Origin of the sequence: Blautia sp. 1033sp1_1033st1_G9_1033SCRN_220408, assembly GCF_040929965.1 — a bacterium.
Taxonomy (GTDB): Bacteria; Bacillota; Clostridia; order Lachnospirales; family Lachnospiraceae; genus Blautia_A; species Blautia_A ammoniilytica.
On sequence record NZ_JBFKZO010000005.1, the window covers coordinates 157,840 to 178,667 of the forward strand.

The 20,828-nt window shown below is 43.6% G+C and carries 16 protein-coding genes and 1 other annotated feature; of the genes, 14 read left to right on the plus strand and 2 right to left on the minus strand.

The annotated features are described in order from the left end of the window. Positions 1-13: 13 nt before the first annotated feature. Positions 14-655, minus strand: coding sequence for an RNA polymerase sporulation sigma factor SigK (gene sigK, locus AB5916_RS06070; RefSeq protein ID WP_158421096.1), 642 nt, complete (start codon positions 653-655; stop codon positions 14-16). 163 nt (positions 656-818) lie between these two features. Between sigK and AB5916_RS06075 the strand changes: the two genes are divergently transcribed. The 14 genes from AB5916_RS06075 (at position 819) to thrS (ending at position 19,601) form a co-directional block, all read left to right on the plus strand. Beyond that, positions 819-4,358, plus strand: coding sequence for a DUF5717 family protein (locus tag AB5916_RS06075; RefSeq protein WP_368189743.1), 3,540 nt, complete (start codon positions 819-821; stop codon positions 4,356-4,358). 3 nt (positions 4,359-4,361) lie between these two features. Then, positions 4,362-5,642, plus strand: a complete 1,281-nt coding sequence (locus AB5916_RS06080; RefSeq protein WP_368189745.1) for a DUF5716 family protein — start codon at positions 4,362-4,364, stop codon at positions 5,640-5,642. Between the two features lie 13 nt (positions 5,643-5,655). Continuing rightward, positions 5,656-6,438 (plus strand): hypothetical protein, encoded by a 783-nt coding sequence (locus AB5916_RS06085; RefSeq protein WP_368189747.1) that lies wholly within the window; start codon positions 5,656-5,658, stop codon positions 6,436-6,438. A gap of 253 nt (positions 6,439-6,691) precedes the next feature. After that, complete coding sequence (locus tag AB5916_RS06090; RefSeq protein ID WP_173728908.1) at positions 6,692-7,579, plus strand: transporter substrate-binding domain-containing protein; 888 nt, start codon at positions 6,692-6,694, stop codon at positions 7,577-7,579. A 128-nt stretch (positions 7,580-7,707) separates the two neighbouring features. Then, positions 7,708-8,358, plus strand: a complete 651-nt coding sequence (locus AB5916_RS06095; RefSeq protein ID WP_368189750.1) for an amino acid ABC transporter permease — start codon at positions 7,708-7,710, stop codon at positions 8,356-8,358. Between the two features lie 14 nt (positions 8,359-8,372). Further along, complete coding sequence (locus tag AB5916_RS06100) at positions 8,373-9,059, plus strand: amino acid ABC transporter ATP-binding protein (RefSeq protein WP_158421101.1); 687 nt, start codon at positions 8,373-8,375, stop codon at positions 9,057-9,059. A gap of 145 nt (positions 9,060-9,204) precedes the next feature. Then, positions 9,205-10,638, plus strand: coding sequence for an adenylosuccinate lyase (gene purB / locus AB5916_RS06105; RefSeq protein ID WP_368189752.1), 1,434 nt, complete (start codon positions 9,205-9,207; stop codon positions 10,636-10,638). A 245-nt stretch (positions 10,639-10,883) separates the two neighbouring features. Next, positions 10,884-11,441, plus strand: a complete 558-nt coding sequence (locus AB5916_RS06110) for a LemA family protein (protein ID WP_368189754.1) — start codon at positions 10,884-10,886, stop codon at positions 11,439-11,441. Positions 11,442-11,475: 34 nt separating this feature from the next. Then, positions 11,476-13,446 (plus strand): DUF2207 domain-containing protein, encoded by a 1,971-nt coding sequence (locus AB5916_RS06115; RefSeq protein ID WP_368189755.1) that lies wholly within the window; start codon positions 11,476-11,478, stop codon positions 13,444-13,446. An 85-nt stretch (positions 13,447-13,531) separates the two neighbouring features. Beyond that, the gene (locus AB5916_RS06120; protein WP_368189757.1) at positions 13,532-14,812 is read left to right on the plus strand and encodes an adenylosuccinate synthase; all 1,281 of its coding nucleotides are present in this window, start codon (positions 13,532-13,534) and stop codon (positions 14,810-14,812) included. Between the two features lie 74 nt (positions 14,813-14,886). Beyond that, on the plus strand, positions 14,887-15,690 hold the full coding sequence (locus AB5916_RS06125) for an HAD family hydrolase (protein ID WP_368189759.1): 804 nt from the start codon (positions 14,887-14,889) through the stop codon (positions 15,688-15,690). Positions 15,691-16,014: 324 nt separating this feature from the next. Further along, a complete protein-coding gene (locus AB5916_RS06130; protein WP_368189761.1) occupies positions 16,015-16,530 on the plus strand; it encodes an SEC-C metal-binding domain-containing protein in 516 nt (171 codons plus the stop codon). A gap of 16 nt (positions 16,531-16,546) precedes the next feature. Beyond that, the gene (locus AB5916_RS06135) at positions 16,547-17,293 is read left to right on the plus strand and encodes a YdcF family protein (protein ID WP_158421109.1); all 747 of its coding nucleotides are present in this window, start codon (positions 16,547-16,549) and stop codon (positions 17,291-17,293) included. A gap of 51 nt (positions 17,294-17,344) precedes the next feature. Next, positions 17,345-17,566: a binding site (T-box leader), on the plus strand. Between the two features lie 100 nt (positions 17,567-17,666). Further along, the gene (gene thrS, locus AB5916_RS06140) at positions 17,667-19,601 is read left to right on the plus strand and encodes a threonine--tRNA ligase (RefSeq protein WP_158421110.1); all 1,935 of its coding nucleotides are present in this window, start codon (positions 17,667-17,669) and stop codon (positions 19,599-19,601) included. Between the two features lie 282 nt (positions 19,602-19,883). On the opposite strand, the gene AB5916_RS06145 is transcribed toward thrS, so the two are convergent. Further along, positions 19,884-20,753, minus strand: coding sequence for a shikimate dehydrogenase (locus AB5916_RS06145; protein ID WP_368189763.1), 870 nt, complete (start codon positions 20,751-20,753; stop codon positions 19,884-19,886). Positions 20,754-20,828: the final 75 nt, after the last annotated feature.

Consider the following 20,828-nt stretch of genomic DNA (forward strand, 5'->3'; position numbering starts at 1 on the left):
CAGCAGTTGCCGTTTATGAAAAATGCCTTTGCCCGGCGGGGAACAATTTCCGAAGCTTGGTCAGGGCATTTTTTTCAATGCGGGAAACATAAGAACGGCTGATGCCCATCTGTCTGGCAACCTCCTTCTGTGTCAGTTCCTGCTGGCCGAAAAGACCGAAACGGCAGCAGATCACCTGATATTCCCGAGTATTTAAAACCTTATCTATGGACTGAAAAAGAAGCTTTAAATCTTCACGTATGGAATAATCTTCTACCACATCTGTAAGAGGACTTTCAATCACATCTAAAAGGCTGATCTCGTTTCCTTCCTTATCCATTCCGATTGGTTCATAAAGAGAAACTTCCCTGGAGAATTTTTTTCTGGAACGAAACATCATAAGAAGCTCATTATCAATACATCTGGCTGCATAGGTGGATAACCGGGTGGATTTGCTGATATCAAAAGTAGAAATCGCCTTGATCAGACCGATGGTGCCGATGGAAATAAGATCATCCAGGTCTTCCTCGCCGCTCTGATACTTTTTAACGATATGGGCTACCAGACGGAGGTTGCGTTCTATCAGGATTTTCTTTGCCTCTTCATTTCCCTCCTGGTATTGTTGAAGATAGAAGCGTTCCTGTGCAGGAGTCAGGGGTTTCTGGAAAGTCTTCAAGTCCGCACCTCGAAAGGGATTTCTCTATATTCTATGCCGCAAAATGGAGGCTGGTGCTTTTCCAACTTGGATTTGCTTCTAATTTTGCGTTGAAATAGAGCTGTAAAATCATTATAATGGAAAACAGTACAGCGAATAACAAAAGACAGTAAGGTGAAGGATATTGAAGAAAAAAACAGAACAGCTATTAAATGGAAAATTTGAATATGAACAGCCCCATCTTCTTTTTTCAAAAGAAAAGATTTCCCTGACCCTGAAAGCAGGAGAAACCAGGCGGGGAGAAGTATATCTTGGAACCGAAGATAACTGCAGGATCCGGGGATATGTTACATCCTCCTCCAGACGGCTGGTGCCGGGTCTTGATAAGTTTACCGGAACAACAGTCTGCCTGCCATATGGTATTGATGCAGTAGGCATGGAACCAGGACAGGATCTGGAAGGCTGGATCTGCTTTACCACCAATATCGGAGAATACAGACTTGGTTTTGAGATACATGTAGAAAAAGAAGAATTAAAAACAGCGAAAGGTACAGTGAGTGATCTGGAAGAATTCTGCCAGATTGCAAAAAAAGATTTCAGAGAAGCCTTTCGTATTTTTACTGATCCTTCTTTTTCCTCTTTGTTAAAGAATGAAGAGGATCAGAAAAAGGCTCTTTTTGCCGGCCTTTCCAGACAGCCAGTGACTTACCAGCATCTGGAGGAATTCCTGATCGGTATTGGCATGAAAGAGCAAGTGAGCGTTTCTTTGAAAGACCCTGGTGCCAGATACTACGAAGTGAAGCAGGATATGCAGGAGGCTTTTCATATCCACAGAAGCGGATGGGGACATCTGCGCCTGGAAATAGAATCATATGGGGATTTCCTGGAGATTCCCAAGAAGGTTGTTACAGATGAAGACTTTATTGGCAGCTATTATGAAGTGGATTATCTGATCAGCTGTGACAAGCTGGGGGCAGGCAACCAGTTCGGTAAGATTGTAGTAAAAAGTCCTTATCAACAGCTTACTTATGAGCTTCTGGTGTCACGAACACCAAAGGTAGAGGTTAATGTGCGGGTAGTGGAGGAGCAGCACAAGCTGGCTATCCTTAAGGACTACCTGGATTTCAGGTGCAATAAAATGGATGCTTCCACATGGGCGGCAAGCACTCATTATGAGCTGAACCAGCTGCGTGAAAATGGATGTGATTATCCAGAATATCAGATGTATGAAGCTTTTCTGCTCCATCAGGAAGGAAATGATGAAGGAGCAGTGCAGATTCTTGAAAAATACCAGGACAAAGCCTTTACAAAGGACGACCTGGAATTTGCAGGATTTTACTTGTATTTGTGTGTGGAAACAGGGATTTATAGAGATCAGGAGCAGGCTCTTAGGAAGCTTCGCAATTTCCATATGCAGAAAGAGGATAGCTTTACTCTTTTATGGGTATTGCTAAGAAAGGATCCTGAGCTTTGCCAGTCATCGTCCAAGGCGATTTTTATGATGGAGGAGCTTTATGAAAAAGGATGTAAAAGTCCGTTCCTGTATTTGGAGGCTTGGGAGCTGGTAAGCAGGAATATTTCCCTTCTGCACAGATTAAATGGGTTCTGGGTACAGGTATTTTTGTATGCTGCAAAAAGGGATCTGCTAACCCAGGAGCTGGCTATGCGTATTGCCTATTTGTCCGGATATGAGAAGAATTATAATGAAAGTCTTTATCGTGTGTTGGCAAAAGGGTATGAGTACTTTCCATCTGAGGATACCCTGGAAGCAGTGTGCAAATATATCATAAAAGGGGATCCCAGGAAACCTGAATATTTTATATGGTACAGCCGGGCTGTACAGCAGGGATTGCGGATTACCAGATTGTATGAGTACTATGTGGAGACCATGGATATGGCCGGCCAGCAGGAACTGCCCAAGCCTCTGCTTATGTATTTTACTTATAATAATGATACGCTGGGGGATAACAAGAAAGCATTCATTTATTCCAGGGTAATTGCTGATAAAGAAGCAGATCCAGCAAATTACCAGAGTTATCAGAAGAGTATGGCTGTTTTTGCAAAGAAAAAACTGTCAGAAGGATGTATGAATGAACATTATGCGGCAATCTATCAGGAATTTCTTACAGACCCAAAGACAAAGGAAGAGGCAAACGCTATTGCCGGCAGGATGTTTACTTACCGGCTTTTCTGTGATGACAAAAAGATCCGCAGTGTGATCGTAAAGCACAGCCAGATGGCCGAGGAAGAAGTGTATCCATGTGTACAGGGGGTGGCCTATCCAAGAATCTATACAGAGGATGCGGTGATCCTTTTCCAGGATGAGCAGCAGAGACGGTATGCTTCTACCGTTGGCTATAATTTGAAAAAGATGTTGGACGAAGAAGAGATGATGCCAAAGGTGCTGGCTTTTGGTGTGGAGGAGACAGGTGTGCTGCTTCACTATTGCATGGAGCATCCTATTTCCAGGGATGATCTGGAACTTTTCCAGAAGCTGGCCGGACTTCCTGGAGTGAGCAGTGATTATAGGGGAGGAATCCGCAAAGAGATCCTGGATTATTATGCTGGTCATATCCATGGGGAAGACCTGGACGGATACCTGAAAAGGTTGGATTGCAGGGAATATGCACTGGTAGACAGGGAAACTTTGTTGTCTGTATTGATTTCCAGAGGGCTTTTTCCGCAGGCAGCAGCCATTGTGGAAGAGTTTGGCTTTGAAGGACTGGATATGAAGAGCCTTCTGAAGCTGGTAAGCAGGATGATCATCCGCTGTGAAATGGCAGAGGACGAAGAATTGCTGGCACTGGCATCTGAAGTATACAGAAGCGGGATTTATGATGAAGTAATCCTTCAGTATCTGATGAAGTATAGGTTTGGGCCAATGGACGAGATGTTTTCTATCTGGAAAAGTGCCAAAGGCTTTGAAATGGATACTTATGATATGGAAGAAAAGCTGCTGGGGCTTCTGATCTTTACCTCTGACTATCGAAAAGAGGGAGAGAGTATTCTGGCAGATTATATCAAGCATAAAGGAAAAGAAAGACTGATCGGTGCTTATCTGACACAGGTGGCATATGGGATTTTTGTTAAAGAGTTTTCCATGAGCAGTCTTGTGAAAAAATCCCTGAAAAAGGCATATCTGGAAAAGTGGCCGGTAGATTTGATCTGCCATCTGGCGCTTTTTAAAGAACTTGTAAGGGAAAAAGGAAAAAGCGAAGAGATCCTTTCTATGGAGAGAGAGCTTCTGAAGGAATGCATGGACAGAAACATGGAGTTTGCCTTTTTCCATAAATTATCTGCAGAGCTTCTCAGCCCTTATCAGTTGGATGATAAGACCTATGTAGAGTTCCACGGCAGTCCAAAGTGGAAGGTTACACTGTTTTATGCATTGGATACTGGTCTTGGAGCAGAACCGGAATACAAAAATGAACCACTTTATGATATATACGAAGGGATCCGCACAAAGTCATTTACACTTTTCTATGGGGAAACCCTGCATTATTATTTCCAGTCAGAATATAAAGGGAAAATAAAAAAGACTGCAGAACGTACTATGACCATGAGCCGGGTGGAAGGCGCACCAGGCAGCAAATATCAGATGATCAACCAGATCCTGTCAGCCAGAAGGCTGGACAAGGATGCAGAAGTAGCTGCAAAGCTGAAACAGTATCTGCGGCAGGAACAGTATGTGAATGAGATGTTTGTGATCAGGAAAGAGGACTAAGGGATGAATGAGATTCGGGACTTGATTATTGGTATTGACTTTGGCAAGGAATACTCCCAGATCTGTTATTATGACAGAAAGGGTGATGAGCCCAGGTCTGTTTCCATGAAGGTGGGCAGCGAACAGTTTGAAGCCCCTACCCTTCTCTGTCACAGAGGAGAGCATAAGGATTATTGTGTAGGTCTGGAGGCTGAATATTTTGCAAGAGACCGTGGGGGCATACTGATCGACAGTCTGTATGATCTTTGCAGAAAAGAGGAAGCAGTGCAGGTGGGCACAGAAACAAAGCAGCCTTGGGAGTTGCTGGCAGTATTCTTAAAAGGAATGCTGAAATTTTTAGGTGTAATGGATGTGGTGAAAAATACCAAATGCCTGGTGATCACTGCGCAGGAGCTGGATCAGGTGCAAGTGTCTAATTTTCAGAGAGCTTGCCAGGCGCTGGGCTTTTTGGAGGATAAGTATCTGCTTCTTGATTACGGAGAAAGCTTTTTCTACTATATTATGACCCAAAAAAGAGAAACCTGGAACCGAAGCGTAGGCTGGTATGATTTTAACGGGGACAGGGTGCAGTTCCGTAAGCTGGTGATGCAGGGCGGAGGTCCTGTACTGGTGCAGCTGGAAGATCTGGGAGAGTGCAGCCTTACAGCGCTTTTGACCGAGGAGGCGGAAGCTTCCAGAGAAAAAGCAGCCTTGCACCGTGATTCGGATTTTCTGACTTTCATTCAGAAAACTCTGGGAACAGATCTATATTCCAGCATTCAGATCACCGGCAAGGGGTTTGATCCAAAGTGGGCTAAGCAATCTGTAAGACTATTGTGCCAGCAGAGAAGAAAAGTGTATTTTGGAAACAATCTTTTTGCAAAGGGAGCCTGCGGAGCAGGTAAGGAAAAAACAGAGGACAGGAATCTGAAAGGCTACCGCTACCTCAGTCCTTCCTTGGTGCTTACAGATGTAGGTATGGAAATGCGGGTGATGGGATCACCTACCTACTATCCGTTGATCCATGCAGGAGTGAACTGGTATGAATGTAAAGCCGGCTGCGAATTGATCCTGGATGATACAAAGGAGCTGGTGTTTGTGGTGAGTACCATGGGACAGGAAGGTAAGAAACGTATTTCCATGGGGCTTCCAGGACTGCCTGTGCGTCCAAATAAAACTACCAGGCTTTCCCTGGAGCTACAGTATATTTCCAAAGATCTGTGCAGGATCACAGTAAAGGATCTTGGCTTTGGAGAAATGTATCCCTCCAGCGGCAAGGTATGGAAAGATTCCGTAAAGTGGTAAGGAGGAACGAGGAATGAGCGGATATATTTTATGTCAGACTAAAAAAGCCAGATCCCCTTATTTTATCCAGAATATCAGCACCAATATCTATACACTGGAAGAATTGTGTTATTATCTTTATCACAATATTTATCTGGTGGATCAGACGATTATCAATGAAGCATTGTGCAGCTGGATCGCCCAGGAACTGGAGCTTCCAAGGCTGGCTGCAAAGCTTCGTCCTAAGCTGGGTAAGTTTGCAAGCGCAGAGGATATTCTGTATCCTGTTTTCAAGGAGATCAATTATCTTACATATGAAGAGCTTCGCACATTAAATGCAAAGCTTTCCAAGATGGATGCAGAAGCCCTTGTAGTCCGTGAGAAGAAAAAGGGAGATGCATTGGTAGAGAATGGGATGCTGGTAAGTGCCATCCATGTATATGAGAAGCTTCTGAAAAAAGAAGGACTGGAGCAGGGACAGGCAGGGCTTACAGCACAGATCTATCACAATCTGGGATGTGCCTGCAGCTATCTTTTTCAGATGGAAAAGGCAGTGGAATGCTTTTGGCATGCGCATCAGCTGGATGAAACAGAGCAGTCCCTGATCACCTATCTTCTTGCTTATAAAAGCATCCGGACACCTATTGAATATGAAAGCCGTCTGACTGCACTGAATGTAAGCGACCAGGTAAAAGAGACTGTGCAGCAGGCGCTGGAACGGTTTGCCAAGAAGCCGGAGATACCGGTGTATTCTCAGCATATTGATGAGTGCCTGGTAAAATTTACAAAAGAATATCATAGAAGCACAGGTTCCTGATTCAATAAGGAACCTGTGTTTCTATGATAACTGTGGATTGTTTCGTACTTGTGTATTTCAACAATCCCGGTATTTACAAAAACTCCTCTTGACAGCTATGGATTCCTATGCTACCATATCAACATGCTTTAATACGGTAGAGTGACTACGCACTAAAGAAATGGTAACAATTTATCAGGCAGTGAACAGTTACGAAAAGAATGGTTTTAGAACATGAATTTTTTTAAAGGAAGACGAAGAGGAGGATCACAATATGAAGAAAAAGATGATGGCTGCAGTTCTGGCAGCAGTAATGGCAGTGGGAATGGTATCTGTTGTTCCGGTTTACGCAGATGCAGACAGCAAGACACTGGTGGTAGGCTTTGATGCAGAATATCCACCTTTTGGATACATGAATGATGATGGAGAATATGTAGGCTTTGATCTTGATCTGGCTCAGAAAGTTTGCGACAATCTTGGTTGGGAGCTGGTGAAAACACCGATTATGTGGGACAGCAAGGATGCAGACCTGAATTCTGGTATTATTGACTGTATCTGGAATGGATTTACCATTAACGGTCGTGAGGATGACTATACATGGTCAGACCCATATCTGAATAATGAGCAGGTAATGGTTGTGGCAGCAGATTCCGGTATTGAGAAGTTGTCAGACCTGGCTGGTAAGAATGTGGTTGTACAGACTGCATCCGCTGCACTGGATGCACTGAACAGTGATGACAACAAAGATCTGACTGCAAGTTTTGCTTCTCTTACTGAGAATGAGAACTACAATACAGCATTTATGAATCTGGATTCAGGTGCAGCAGATGCTATTGCTGTTGATATCGGGGTTGCCAAATATCAGCTGTCCAAAAGAGAAGAGGGCAAATATGTGATCATGGATGAGCCTATTCAGAGTGAGCAGTATGGTATCGGCTTTAAGAAGGGCAATGAAGAACTGAGAGATACTGTATGGGCAGAGGTTATGAAGCTGTATGAGGCTGGCGAAGTAGAGAAGCTTGCCCAGCAGTATGAGGTTGCTGATATGCTGTGCATTGGAGACGATGATGCACAGGAGACTTCTGAGACAGAAGATACTAAGACAGCAGATGACAGTGAAACAGAAGCTGAAACAGAAGCAGAAGAAACAGAGGCAGAGTGATAATTTTGATGACGGCTGTCACCTGAAAGAGGTGGGAGTCTTCTCGACTGAGATAAAACAGGACGAATGTATAACAGACAGAGGGTACAGCTTGCACCCTCTGTTGTTGTGCTAATGGAGGAAAGTATATGGATTTAAGTACAATGCTGGAACAGCTGGCAGGCGGAATGGTCACTACTGTGGAAATTTTCTTTGTGACTTTGATCTGTTCCCTGCCACTGGGGCTTCTGATATGTTTTGGAAGAATGTCAAAGAATAAAATATTGAAAGGAATCGTATCTGCTTATGTTTCGGTGATGAGAGGAACACCGCTGATGCTGCAGCTGATGGTGGTTTATTTTGGCCCTTACTTTATTTTCGGGATCCGTATATCCAGAGGTTACAGTCTAATCGCAGTGTTTATCGGATTTGCTATCAATTATGCTGCTTATTTTGCAGAGATTTACAGAGGCGGGATTGAATCCATGCCTGCAGGACAGTATGAAGCAGCACAGATTCTTGGGTATAGCAAGTCCCAGACCTTTTTCAGGATCATCCTGCCACAGGTTATTAAAAGAATCCTTCCGTCCATCACCAATGAGGTGATCACTTTGGTAAAAGATACGTCCCTTGCATTTGTAGTATCTGTTGCCGAAATGTTTACCATTGCCAAACAGATTGCAAGTGCCCAGACTACCATGACTCCGTTTCTGGTTGCTGCCATCTTCTATTACATTTTTAACCTTATTGTAGCTGTAGCTATGAACAAGATCGAGAAAATGATGAATTACTACAAATAAGGGGGAAAAGTAAAATGATATTATTTGAAATGAAACATATTAAGAAAAGCTTTGGTGCACTGGATGTGTTAAGAGATATCTCGCTGGAGGTAGATAAAGGAGAAGTGTTAAGCATCATTGGGCCTTCCGGCTCCGGAAAGTCCACGTTGCTTCGGTGTGCTACAGGACTTGAGACACCGGATGCCGGTGAGATCGTAAAAAACGGGGAAGTAGGTCTGGTATTTCAGAACTTTAATCTTTTCCCTCATTTTTCTGTGCTGAAAAATATTATTGATGCACCGATGCGTGTGCAGAAGCGTAAAAAAGAAGAGGTGCTGGTGCAGGCAAGAGAGCTTCTTAAAAAGATGGGACTGGAAGGAAAGGAAGATGCATATCCTTACCAGCTGTCTGGCGGTCAGCAGCAAAGGGTCTCCATTGCAAGGGCACTTTGCATGAATCCAGATATTTTGTTTTTTGATGAGCCTACTTCTGCACTGGACCCGGAGCTTACTGGTGAGATCCTGAAGGTGATCAAGGCCCTTGCTGCAGAGCATATTACCATGGTGATCGTAACTCATGAGATGACTTTTGCAAGAGATATTTCAGACAGGATTATTTTTATGGATGATGGTGTGATCGCTGTAGAAGGTACACCTGAGCAGGTATTTGCTTCCGAACATGCCCGTATGAAGGAATTCCTGGGTAAATTCCATCAGGGTTGATGCCTTTTTGGTTGCTTTTGCATGGGCAATGTTATATAATTTTAGACGAATAAGTATGTTTATCCGTAAAAAGCGGGGAAACATACATTTTATCATGTGCAGGAACTGTCAGTTCCTGAATATACAAAGAAATAGGAGAACGAAGATGAGCACAGACAGATACACAAGTCCGTTATCCGAGCGTTATGCAAGCAGAGAGATGCAGTATATTTTTTCACAGGATATGAAGTTCCGTACCTGGAGAAAGCTGTGGATCGCACTTGCAGAGACAGAGAAAGAACTGGGGCTTCATATTACCCAGGAGCAGATCGATGAGATGAAAGCCCATGCAGAGGACATCAATTATGATGTGGCAAAAGCAAGGGAAAAGGAAGTCCGTCATGATGTAATGTCTCATGTGTACGCTTACGGAGTTCAGTGTCCCAAGGCAAAAGGAATCATCCATCTGGGAGCTACCTCCTGTTATGTAGGGGACAACACAGATATCATCATTATGGTAGAAGCATTGAAGCTGGTTCAGAAGAAGTTGGTGAATGTTGTTGCAGAGCTGTCCAGGTTTGCAGGCAAATACAAGGATCAGCCCACACTGGCTTTTACACATTTTCAGCCTGCACAGCCTACTACAGTAGGGAAAAGAGCAACCTTATGGTGTCAGGAGTTCCTTATGGATCTGGAAGATCTGGAGTATGTACTGGGAACCATCAAGCTGCTTGGCTCCAAAGGAACTACAGGTACACAGGCAAGCTTCCTGGAGCTTTTTGACGGAGACCAGGAGACTATCGACAAGATCGATCCGATGATCGCACAGAAGATGGGATTTAAGGCATGCTATCCGGTATCCGGACAGACCTATTCCAGAAAGGTTGATACCCGTGTTGCAAATATCCTTGCAGGTATTGCTGCCAGCGCACATAAGATGTCCAATGACATCCGTCTTTTACAGCATCTGAAAGAAGTGGAAGAGCCTTTTGAGAAGTCTCAGATCGGATCTTCTGCTATGGCATACAAGAGAAATCCTATGAGAAGTGAGCGTATTGCTTCCTTATCCAGATATGTGATGATAGATGCATTGAATCCGGCTATCACCTCTGCCACCCAGTGGTTTGAAAGAACTTTGGATGATTCAGCAAATAAGCGTCTTTCCATTCCGGAAGGATTCCTTGCTATTGATGGTATACTGGATCTGTGTCTGAATGTGGTTGATGGGTTGGTTGTTTATCCTAAGGTGATCGAGAAGCATATGATGGCTGAACTTCCGTTTATGGCTACTGAGAACATTATGATGGATGCAGTAAAGGCAGGCGGAGACCGCCAGGAACTGCATGAGCGTATCCGTGAACTTTCCATGGAAGCAGGAAAGACTGTAAAGGTAGAAGGAAAGGATAACAATCTTCTTGAACTGATCGCTGCGGATCCTGCTTTCAACCTTACATTGGAAGAACTGCAGAAAACAATGGATCCTAAGAAGTATGTTGGCCGTGCAAAAGAGCAGACAGAAAGCTTTGTTGCAAAGGTAGTAACCCCTGTGCTGGATGCCCATAAAGAGATGCTTGGCATGCACGCAGAGATTAATGTATAACAGCCATTTATCTCAGTCGAGAAGACTCCCATTTCTTTCAGGTGGTAAGTAACAGCAAGTTCGTCTCAGTGGGAGTCCAATCTCCGACTGAGATAAACGCTCCGCGAGGATACGCAGTGATTCTGTAAAGAATATGTCAGCTTACGCTGACCAGAATCACGCGCCAAGTCTCGCGGCTGCTCGACTTGAAAGCTGTGGCTGTTTGGAAAGCCTGATGGTTTTCCGTGATGGAGGGAGAAAGAAAAATGTTAAAAATTGTGATTATTGTACTGGCAATAGTTGTACTTTTGGTGCTCTGGCTTGTGTCCTCCTATAATGGATTTGTCAGACTTCGCAACAAAAGCGAAGAAGCCTTTTCAGCTATGGATGTATCCTTAAAGAAACGGTATGATCTGATTCCTAATTTTGTGGAAACTGTAAAAGGTTATGCCAAGCACGAACAGGACACACTTCAGGCTGTGATCAATGCCAGAAATATGGCTATGAATGCCAACAGTCCGGAGCAGAAAATAGCAAATGACAATGCACTTTCAGGTACACTGAAAAGTCTGTTTGCACTTACAGAAAGTTATCCGGATCTGAAAGCAAACCAGAACTTCCTGAGTCTGCAGAATCAGCTTTCCCGTATCGAGGAAGAAATTGCAGGTTCAAGAAGATACTATAATGGTGTTGTTAATAAATACAACACGAAAACAGAGATGTTCCCAGGCAATATTCTTGCGTCACTTTTCGGCTTCAAGAGAAAACCTCTTTATGAAGTAAATTCTGAAGCTGAAAGAGAAAATGTAAAGGTTTCTTTTTGACATCAAACAAGAAACCTGAGCAGGAGGAGAAAGTATGTTTAAGAAAGTCAGCCTGTCAACAATATTCCAGATCGGCATACTGGTTGTTATTGGAATCATGTTTTGTATGACAGGGAATATCCTGGGAGGGGTAAGTGGTGACAGCAGCACCCTTGAATATGACCACAATATGGATACTGAGAATTACCATGTGGAAGTGACCCTTGGGGAAGACAACAGTTACCTGGTAAGTGAGACGATCCAGGTGGACATGCTTCGGGAACGTCATGGAATTTACCGCTATATTCCAATGAAAGGCACCATTCAGAATGTGCAAGGGGAAAAGATCCCTTATTTTGCTGATATAGAGTTGGAAGATTGCAATACAAATGTAGAAGAGAGTACAGACGAGGGCTTCTATGTTCTTAAGCTTGGGGATGCGGATCATACGGTATATGGCCCACAGACCTATTACCTGGAGTACTCAGTTACACCGTTAGTACAAGAAAAAGCATATACAGATGTATATTACAACCTGTTTCCTTTAAGCTGGCAGAATGTGATTCCAGCAGGCAGCAGCTTTATAGTAAGCTTTCCAAAGAATTTTGATCATGAAAAGCTGGAATTATATTATGGAAGTTACGGATCGACTGCAGATGGGAAGGAACTGATGGATCTTGTCTGGGATGGGAATACCCTGGAAGGTACGCTGACCCAGGATATGGAATTTGGCAGCGGCATTACCATGTATGCCCAGATGGGAGATGATTATTTTACAGGAAGTAATCTGATCCCTCCTGTGAATACGATCCTGGTGGCTGCTTCCGTGGTGATCCTGATGCTGGTGATCTTTATGTTCCGCTGTTTTGGAAGGGACGAAGAGATCATCACATCTGTACAGTTCCAGCCCCCTGTAGATCTGGACAGTGCAGCAGTAGGATACATTATTGACGGTAGTGTGGAGGATAAGGATGTTTTGTCCCTGATTCTTTACTGGGCAGACAGAGGTCATCTTCAGATTAAAGATACAGGCAAGAAAAAGGATCTTACACTGATAAAGACAGCACTTCCATTACCAGTAGATGCTCCCAAATATGAAAGGACCCTGTTTGATAAGCTTTTCAAAAAAGGAGATTCTGTCAGGATTTCCAGTTTGAAATATAAATGTGCAGGTACAATTGATACGGTTAAGAGTCAGGTTAAGGATTATGTGAAGGCAAAGGGGGGGCTTTATACTACTTCATCTACTGTGGCAAGAGTGTTTGCTGCCCTGATCAGCTTTGTGCCCATGTGCATCTTTCTTGTGATGATGCTTGTGCTGAATAAGTTTTGGATCCTGCAGCAGCTTTTCAGTGTGTTTTCACTGATTTTGATGGTGATCGGTATGGTTCTTCTCTGCTCTGCTGTTGATAAATGGCATGGCCGACGAGGCGCCGGCCGTGTTGGAGGCGGGTTCATAGGAATCTGTTTTTACCTGTGCGGTATTGCACTTGTGACAGGTATTTATCTTTCTGGCTTAAGACAGCAGAATGTGTTTGATTTTACACGTGGGCTGGCAGTGGCAGCAGTGGCATCCTTTATATGTCTGTTCTTTACAGCATTTATGAAAAAAAGAACTGAAAAATGTGTGGACTGGATGGGACGTTTGCTTGGGCTTAGAGAGTTTATTAAAACGGCAGAGCTTGACCGTCTGAAGGCAATGGCAGAAGATAATCCGGAATGGTTTTATAGCGTGCTGCCATATACCTATGTGTTCGGTCTTTCTGATGTATTTGCAAAGAGACTGGAAACATTAGCTATTCCTGCACCTGAGTGGTATGTAAGCAGTTCCCCGGATTACTTAACATGGAATTATTATATGTTCAGCAGGCAGATGTCAAAGAGCATGCAGCACGTAACAAGTACCCTTACCAAGGTGGATCCGGGAAGTTCATCAGGAGGCGGAAGCAGCGGAGGATCTTCCTTTGGAAGCAGCGGCGGTTTTTCCGGCGGCGGTTTTGGCGGCGGAGGCGGCGGAAGCTGGTAATGTGGTTTTAGAAATATTAAGAAAATAGTATAGGATGTTTCCGGATTTACGGTAAACATAAAAAGACACGAGGAGGAATTGTGTTATGATCAAAGCAGTAGTAGGCGCTAACTGGGGCGATGAGGGAAAAGGAAAGATTACCGATATGCTGGCTCAGGAAGCGGATGTTGTTGTAAGATTCCAGGGAGGAGCTAATGCAGGACATACCATCGTCAATGACTATGGCAAATTTGCACTGCATACACTTCCATCTGGTGTATTTTCCGGTCGTACTACAAGTGTGATCGGAAATGGTGTGGCACTGGATATTCCTGTATTTTTTAAAGAATATAATGAGATTGTCAGTAGAGGCGTACCGGCACCTAAGATCCTGATCTCTGACAGAGCACAGATCGTTATGCCTTATCATCCTCTGTTTGATCAGTATGAGGAGGAAAGACTGGGAGGCAGATCCTTTGGATCTACCAAATCAGGTATTGCACCTTTCTATTCTGACAAATATGCAAAGATCGGTTTTCAGGTAAATGAACTGTTTGACAATGAGAAACTGAGAGAGAAGGTTGAAAGCGTTTGCCAGGTTAAGAATGTTATGTTAGAGCATCTTTACCACAAGCCGCTTCTGAATCCGGATGAAATTATGGATAAGCTGATGGAATACAAAGAAATGGTTGCTCCATATGTAGGAAATGTATCTCTCTTTTTGTGGAATGCATTGAAAGAAGGAAAAGAGATCCTTCTTGAAGGACAGCTTGGTTCTATGAAAGATCCTGATCATGGCATCTATCCAATGGTTACATCTTCTTCTACACTGGCAGGCTATGGCGCAATCGGTGCGGGAGTTCCTCCATATGAGATCAAGAAGATCATTGCTGTAAGTAAAGCATATTCCAGTGCTGTAGGTGCTGGTGCATTTGTATCTGAGATCTTTGGTGATGAGGCTGATGAACTGAGAAAACGCGGTGGTGACGGCGGTGAGTTTGGTGCTACTACCGGACGCCCAAGACGTATGGGATGGTATGACTGTGTTGCATCCAAGTATGGCTGCCGTATCCAGGGAGCTACAGACGTGGCTTTTACAGTTCTTGATGTTCTTGGATATCTGGATGAGATTCCGGTTTGTGTAGGATATGAGATTGACGGTCAGGTAACAACTGATTTCCCAACTACCTGCAAGCTGGAAAAAGCAAAACCCGTACTGGAAAAGCTTCCGGGATGGAAATGTGATATCCGCGGAATCAAGAAATACGAAGATCTTCCGGAAAACTGCAGAAATTATATTGAGTTTATTGAGAAGCAGATCGAGTGCCCGATCACAATGATTTCTAACGGACCGGGAAGAAATGATATTATTTATAGAAACAGGTAAAAGTTTTGAGGGACCGGCCAGTGGAGAACAGCTTGCTGGCCCCTCTTTTTATCTGTCAGGAAGGCGGAAGTATTATGAAAAATTTAAAAAAGGCAGCTGCGATTTTAGGAATAGTGGTTTTTCTGCTGGCAGCCTGTATGCCAATGTTTTTTGCAATGACAGACAGCAATCTGTTCAGGGCTTCCTGGGGAGTAGCCATTCTTGTGCCTATTCTTGGATATCTGTTTTGGATGATGTACAGGCTGCTGGATAAAAGAAAAAGGAGTGCAGAGGGTAAAATGAAAAATGTGATTTTTGATGTAGGACTGGTTCTGGTTGACTTTGACTGGCAGGGGTATCTTAAGTCTTTTGGCTTTCCAGAGGAAGAGAATAAGCTGATCGGTGAAAAGGTATTTCTCAGCCAGCAGTGGAATGAGAGAGATCGCGGCCTTTATGATGAGGAAACTTACGTAAAGGCTTTTGAAAGAGCATTACCGGAATATGCACAGGATGTAAGGAAGGTTTTGGAAGGTTCCGGTAAAACTATTAAGGTGCGGGATTATGCAGATACCTGGACAAAGTACCTGAGAAGCAAAGGGTATCGTCTGTATGTGCTTTCCAATTACTGTGATTATGCATTAAAACAAACAAGAAAGGATCTTACTTTCCTGAAAAATATGGATGGGATCATTTTTTCCTGCGAAGTGCAGCAGCTGAAACCGGAAAAGGATATTTATGAAACCCTGCTGGGCAGATACGGACTGAAAGCAGAAGAAAGTGTATTTCTGGATGACAGGGCTGAGAATTGTGAGGCAGCCAGACAGCTTGGCATCCATGCCATCCAGTTTCATGATTTTAAGCAGGCAGTGGCCGAGCTGGAGAAGCTGGGCATAAAATAAATGCGGAAAGCAGTCCTTATTTGTACCGCATTCCGCATTTTCCAGGGGAGGATATAAGTTACAGTAACTGTTTGGTACCGGCAGAAGCCTGCCTGCTGAACAGTTACTTTTGCTTTATCATTTGTAATGACGTCATTGAAGGGGTTCAATGAACAATCATAGTATAGGCATATAGAATTGATTTTATACATGGAAAAAAACGCGTAATCTGCTAAAAGAATTGCGTAATGATTTAAAAGATGTTATAATGGATGAAATCCGGTCTGCAGATGCAGGACCTAAGGAAATGAAAAATGAATCTTATTTGAAAAGAGGAACCAAGAAATGAGCGACAAGACCATTTTAGAGCAGTGGCGTGGGATTGCCTATGATCAGCAGGCAGACCGCAATAAACTCCAGAGATTCTGGGCAAACTATTTTAACATTGAAAAAGGTATTTATGAGCAGCTTTTAGAGAATCCGGATGAGGTTGTTACCGGCACAGTAAAAGAGCTTGCTGAGAAATATGGACAGGAAGTACTTACCATGGTAGGTTTCCTGGATGGTATTAATGACAGCCTGAAGGTTAAGAATCCTATTGAGACTATGGATGAGAATACAATTGTAAGTCTGTGCTTTGACAAAGAACTTCTGTATAAGAATATGGTAGATGCAAAAGCAGACTGGCTGTATGAACTGCCTCAGTGGGATAAGATCTTTACTCCTGAGAAGAGAAAAGAACTTTATTTGGAGCAGAAGAAGTCAGGAACTGTGATCAAGCCACATAAAGTAGGCCGTAATGATCCATGTCCTTGCGGAAGCGGCAAGAAATATAAATATTGCTGTGGCAGAAATAAATAAATAAAACGGTTTTTTGATGAACGTATTCATTTTTTCGGCAGGTATTCTTTGCCTGACCTATTATATAGTAATTATTATCCATGCAGGTATTACGGCAGATTTTGCCTGGATCTGGCCTGCAGGAACTGTTCTTTTGTGGGGATGGTGTCTGGTCAGACGACACATGGAACGATATGAACTGCAGCTTCCTGACTGGATCAGTATGGCAGGTTATGTGCTGCTGGCAGCAGGTATTTGCTTATTTACATTTCTGTTGATCTGTGTGATCCACGGGATGCAGGCAAAAGGAAAACCGGGACTTGAGTATGTAGTTGTTCTTGGGGCACAGGTGAGAGGGCAGAAGCCATCAAAGGCATTGAAGATGCGTCTGGAGGCGGCCAGGGCTTATGCCAGGGAGAATCCTGATACTGTCCTGATCTTGTCCGGCGGGCAGGGACCTGGTGAAGATATCACAGAAGCAAAGTGTATGGCAGAGTATCTGCTAGTACATGGGATAGGAAAAGGGCAGATGATCCTCGAGGAACGGTCTGTAAGTACCAGGGAGAATCTCGTTTTTTCTGATCAGTTGACTGGATGCAGTCATGGGAATTGCGGGATCTTGTCCAATAATTTTCATATTTATCGTGCACTGTGTCTTGCAAGAAAATTAGGATATCAGGATTTATGCGGTATCGGAGCAAAGTCGGATCTGATCATGCAGGTACATTATGTGATACGGGAGACAGCAGCCCTAATAAAAGAAAAAATATCCGGGAATATCTGAGTCAGCCCATTGACAAACAGAATTTCCGCATATATAATGAGTGCGTAATAAGGAAAAACGATGAAGAGAAGAGTAGGCTGCAGAACGATTCAGAGAGAGACATATAGGTGTGATTGTCTTATCGTAAAGTAGTTGAAGACCACCTCCGAGTGACTTTAATACAGTCCGGTGATTCCGTTATCATCAAATAAGTGGCCATTTTATACGATAGTATCAGCAGATAGTATGATCTGGCAAGCAGGGTGGAACCGCGAATGTTTATTCGTCCCTTACAGTGCATATGCATTGTAAGGGATTTTTTTGTATAATTTCATAAAAAAAGAGACGCATCCGTTGGGAACCCTCACATTAATAAGTGAAAAGGAGAAAGAACATGGTTGTCACATTAAAAGATGGATCCAAAAAAGAATATTCCGAACCAAAGTCTGTTATTGAGATTGCTTCCGACATCAGTGAAGGACTTGCCAGAGTTGCCTGTGCAGGAGAACTGGACGGAGAGGTTGTCGATCTTAGAACAGTTATTGATAAAGACTGTGAGCTCAGCATTCTTACATTTGAGGATGAAGGCGGAAAAGCTGCATTTCGTCATACAGCATCCCATATCCTGGCTCAGGCACTGAAAAGACTGTATCCGGATGTGAAGCTGGCGATCGGACCTTCTATTGCAGAGGGATTTTATTATGATATTGACAGTGAGACACCGATCCAGACAAATGATCTTGCAAAGATCGAAGCTGAGATGAAAAAGGTGGTAAAAGAAGCACTGCCTATTACACGCTTTACAAAGCCAAGAGAAGAAGCAATTGCTTATTTTGAGGAAAAAAATGAGCCTTACAAGGTAGAATTGATCCAGGATCTGCCAGAAGGTGCCGAGATCAGCTTTTATCAGCAGGGTGAGTTTGTAGATTTGTGCGCAGGTCCCCATCTGATGAGCACAAAACCTGTCAAAGCATTTAAGCTTACCAGTCTTGCTGGTGCATACTGGAGAGGCAGCGAGAAGAATAAGATGCTTACCAGGATCTATGGTACTGCTTATACCAAGAAAGCAGAGCTGGAAGAATACCTGAACCGTATGGAAGAAGCAAAGAAACGTGACCACAGAAAGCTTGGTAAAGAGCTTGGTCTGTTTATGATGAGTGATGAAGGACCTGGCTTCCCATTCTTCCTTCCAAAGGGTATGGTTCTGAAGAATACACTTCTGGATTACTGGAGAGAGATCCATCAGAAGGCTGGATATGTGGAGATTTCCACACCTATTATCTTGAACCGTCATCTGTGGGAAACATCCGGACACTGGGATCATTATAAAGAGAATATGTATACAACAGTGATCGATGAGCAGGATTACGCCATCAAACCAATGAACTGTCCTGGCGGCATCCTTGTATATCAGTCAGAACCACGTTCTTACCGGGATCTGCCACTGCGTATGGGTGAGCTTGGTCTTGTCCATCGTCATGAGAAATCCGGTCAGCTTCATGGCCTGATGCGTGTACGTTGCTTTACACAGGATGATGCCCATATCTTTATGATGCCTGAGCAGATCCGTGACGAGATCAAAGGCGTTGCAAAGCTGATTGATGAAGTATACCAGCTGTTTGGATTTAAATATCATGTAGAACTTTCCACACGGCCTGAGGATTCCATGGGAAGTGACGAAGATTGGGATATGGCGACTACAGCACTTCAGGGTGCTTTGGATGATTTGGGTCTGTCCTATTCTGTAAATGAAGGAGACGGAGCATTCTATGGTCCTAAGATTGATTTCCATCTGGAAGATTCTATTGGAAGAACATGGCAGTGTGGTACGATCCAGCTTGACTTCCAGCTGCCAATGAGATTTAACTGCGAATATATCGGAGCTGATGGAGAGAAGCATCGTCCGATCATGATCCATCGTGTTGTATTTGGTTCTATTGAGCGTTTCATCGGTATCCTGATTGAGCATTTTGCTGGTGCATTCCCTACATGGCTTTCACCAGTACAGGTAAAGGTACTTCCTATTTCTGACAAATATATGGATTATGCAGGAAAAGTACTTGATGACCTGAAGGAAAATGGTATCCGCGCAGAAATCGATACCCGTGCAGAGAAGATCGGTTACAAGATCCGTGAGGCGAGACTTCAGAAGATTCCGTACATGCTTGTTGTAGGTGCAAAGGAAGAGGAAGAAGGCAAGGTTTCTGTAAGAAGCCGTTTCCTTGGTGATGAAGGAGCTAAAGACCTGAGCGTATTTGTCTCTGATATTAAAGAGGAGATCAGAACACGAGCAAACCGTAAGGTTGAAGTGCAGGAAGAAAAGAAATAAACCAGCAAAAGAAATAAAACAGTAAAAGAAATTATGAAAGGACTGCAATCCGGGAAAAACCTGCGATACAGTCCTTTTGTAAAATGGAGGTTTATCTCAGTCGAGAAGACTCCCACCTCTTTCAGGTGGTGAGTAACAGCAAGTTCGTCTAAGTGGGAGTCCAATCTCCGACTGAGATAAACGCTCCGCGAGGATGCGCAGTGATTCTGTAAAGAATATGTCAGCTTACGCTGACCAGAATCACGCGCCAAGTCTCGCGGCTGCTCGACTTGAATCTGAACTTTATTTTGAGAAGAAAGCCGCTTTGATCTGTTCAACTGGCATATCCTGGCCAGTCCACAGACGGAAGGCTTCTGCACCCTGATACAGAAGCATATACATGCCGTTAAAAGTATGACAGCCAGCAAGCTTTGCTTCCTGCAGAAAACGGGTTTCTCTGGGATTATAGATCACATCAGAAACGATCAGATCTTTATGGTATATGGAGGTATCTGTGATGATAGTATTCTCTGTATTTGGAGCCATACCAAGGGATGTGGCATTTAAAAGCAGGTAGCTTTTTGAAATGGCATTTTTAAGAGCCTGCTGATCCTGGTTTTCGTGAAGATAAGCATTGCAGGGCAGATTATGGTTGATGTTATCCACAAGCCTGCGGGTGCGATCCCAGAAACGGCTGGTTTTCCTGGCGAAAATGTGTATATCCTTTACTCCGTCCAGTGCTGCCTGTGCACAAATAGCAGTGGCAGCTCCACCAGCACCCATTATGGTAAGCGTCTTCCCAATAAGGTCATAGCCGGCGTCCTGTACTGCACGCATATATCCCATACCATCTGTATTATAACCGATCAGTCTGCCATTATCATTTACAACTGTATTAATGGCACCGATCAAAGAAGCAGCAGGAGATAGTTCGTCCATAAGCTCTACTGCTTTGTTTTTGTTTGGCATTGTCAGATTAAAACCGCGGATACCACAGGTTTTCAGTCCCTGTACAGCAGCAGGAAGACCCTCTTCTCCTACATCAAAGCAAAGATATACGTAATCAAGCCCTAACAGACGAAAGGCTTCATTATGCATGGATGGTGAAATACTGTGTGCAACCGGGCTTCCAAGAAGAGCAGTAAGTTTTGTATGGCCAGTGATTGGAATCATAATATACCTCCATTTACAGATCAGTGTGATCATCGTGTTGCTTTTATTTTATTTCAGTGAAAAGGAGATGTCAAG

What these genes read in the sequence shown, in the direction of transcription:
- AB5916_RS06085 (WP_368189747.1), top strand. Translation starts at nt 5,656, where the DNA reads ATGAGCGGATATATTTTATGTCAGACTAAAAAAGCCAGATCCCCTTAT.
- AB5916_RS06135 (WP_158421109.1), top strand. Translation starts at nt 16,547, where the DNA reads ATGAACGTATTCATTTTTTCGGCAGGTATTCTTTGCCTGACCTATTAT.
- AB5916_RS06080 (WP_368189745.1), top strand. Translation starts at nt 4,362, where the DNA reads ATGAATGAGATTCGGGACTTGATTATTGGTATTGACTTTGGCAAGGAA.
- AB5916_RS06125 (WP_368189759.1), top strand. Translation starts at nt 14,887, where the DNA reads ATGAAAAATTTAAAAAAGGCAGCTGCGATTTTAGGAATAGTGGTTTTT.
- AB5916_RS06115 (WP_368189755.1), top strand. Translation starts at nt 11,476, where the DNA reads ATGTTTAAGAAAGTCAGCCTGTCAACAATATTCCAGATCGGCATACTG.
- purB (WP_368189752.1), top strand. Translation starts at nt 9,205, where the DNA reads ATGAGCACAGACAGATACACAAGTCCGTTATCCGAGCGTTATGCAAGC.
- AB5916_RS06120 (WP_368189757.1), top strand. Translation starts at nt 13,532, where the DNA reads ATGATCAAAGCAGTAGTAGGCGCTAACTGGGGCGATGAGGGAAAAGGA.
- AB5916_RS06095 (WP_368189750.1), top strand. Translation starts at nt 7,708, where the DNA reads ATGGATTTAAGTACAATGCTGGAACAGCTGGCAGGCGGAATGGTCACT.
- AB5916_RS06090 (WP_173728908.1), top strand. Translation starts at nt 6,692, where the DNA reads ATGAAGAAAAAGATGATGGCTGCAGTTCTGGCAGCAGTAATGGCAGTG.
- AB5916_RS06100 (WP_158421101.1), top strand. Translation starts at nt 8,373, where the DNA reads ATGATATTATTTGAAATGAAACATATTAAGAAAAGCTTTGGTGCACTG.
- AB5916_RS06110 (WP_368189754.1), top strand. Translation starts at nt 10,884, where the DNA reads ATGTTAAAAATTGTGATTATTGTACTGGCAATAGTTGTACTTTTGGTG.
- AB5916_RS06130 (WP_368189761.1), top strand. Translation starts at nt 16,015, where the DNA reads ATGAGCGACAAGACCATTTTAGAGCAGTGGCGTGGGATTGCCTATGAT.
- AB5916_RS06145 (WP_368189763.1), bottom strand. Translation starts at nt 20,753, where the DNA reads ATGATTCCAATCACTGGCCATACAAAACTTACTGCTCTTCTTGGAAGC.
- thrS (WP_158421110.1), top strand. Translation starts at nt 17,667, where the DNA reads ATGGTTGTCACATTAAAAGATGGATCCAAAAAAGAATATTCCGAACCA.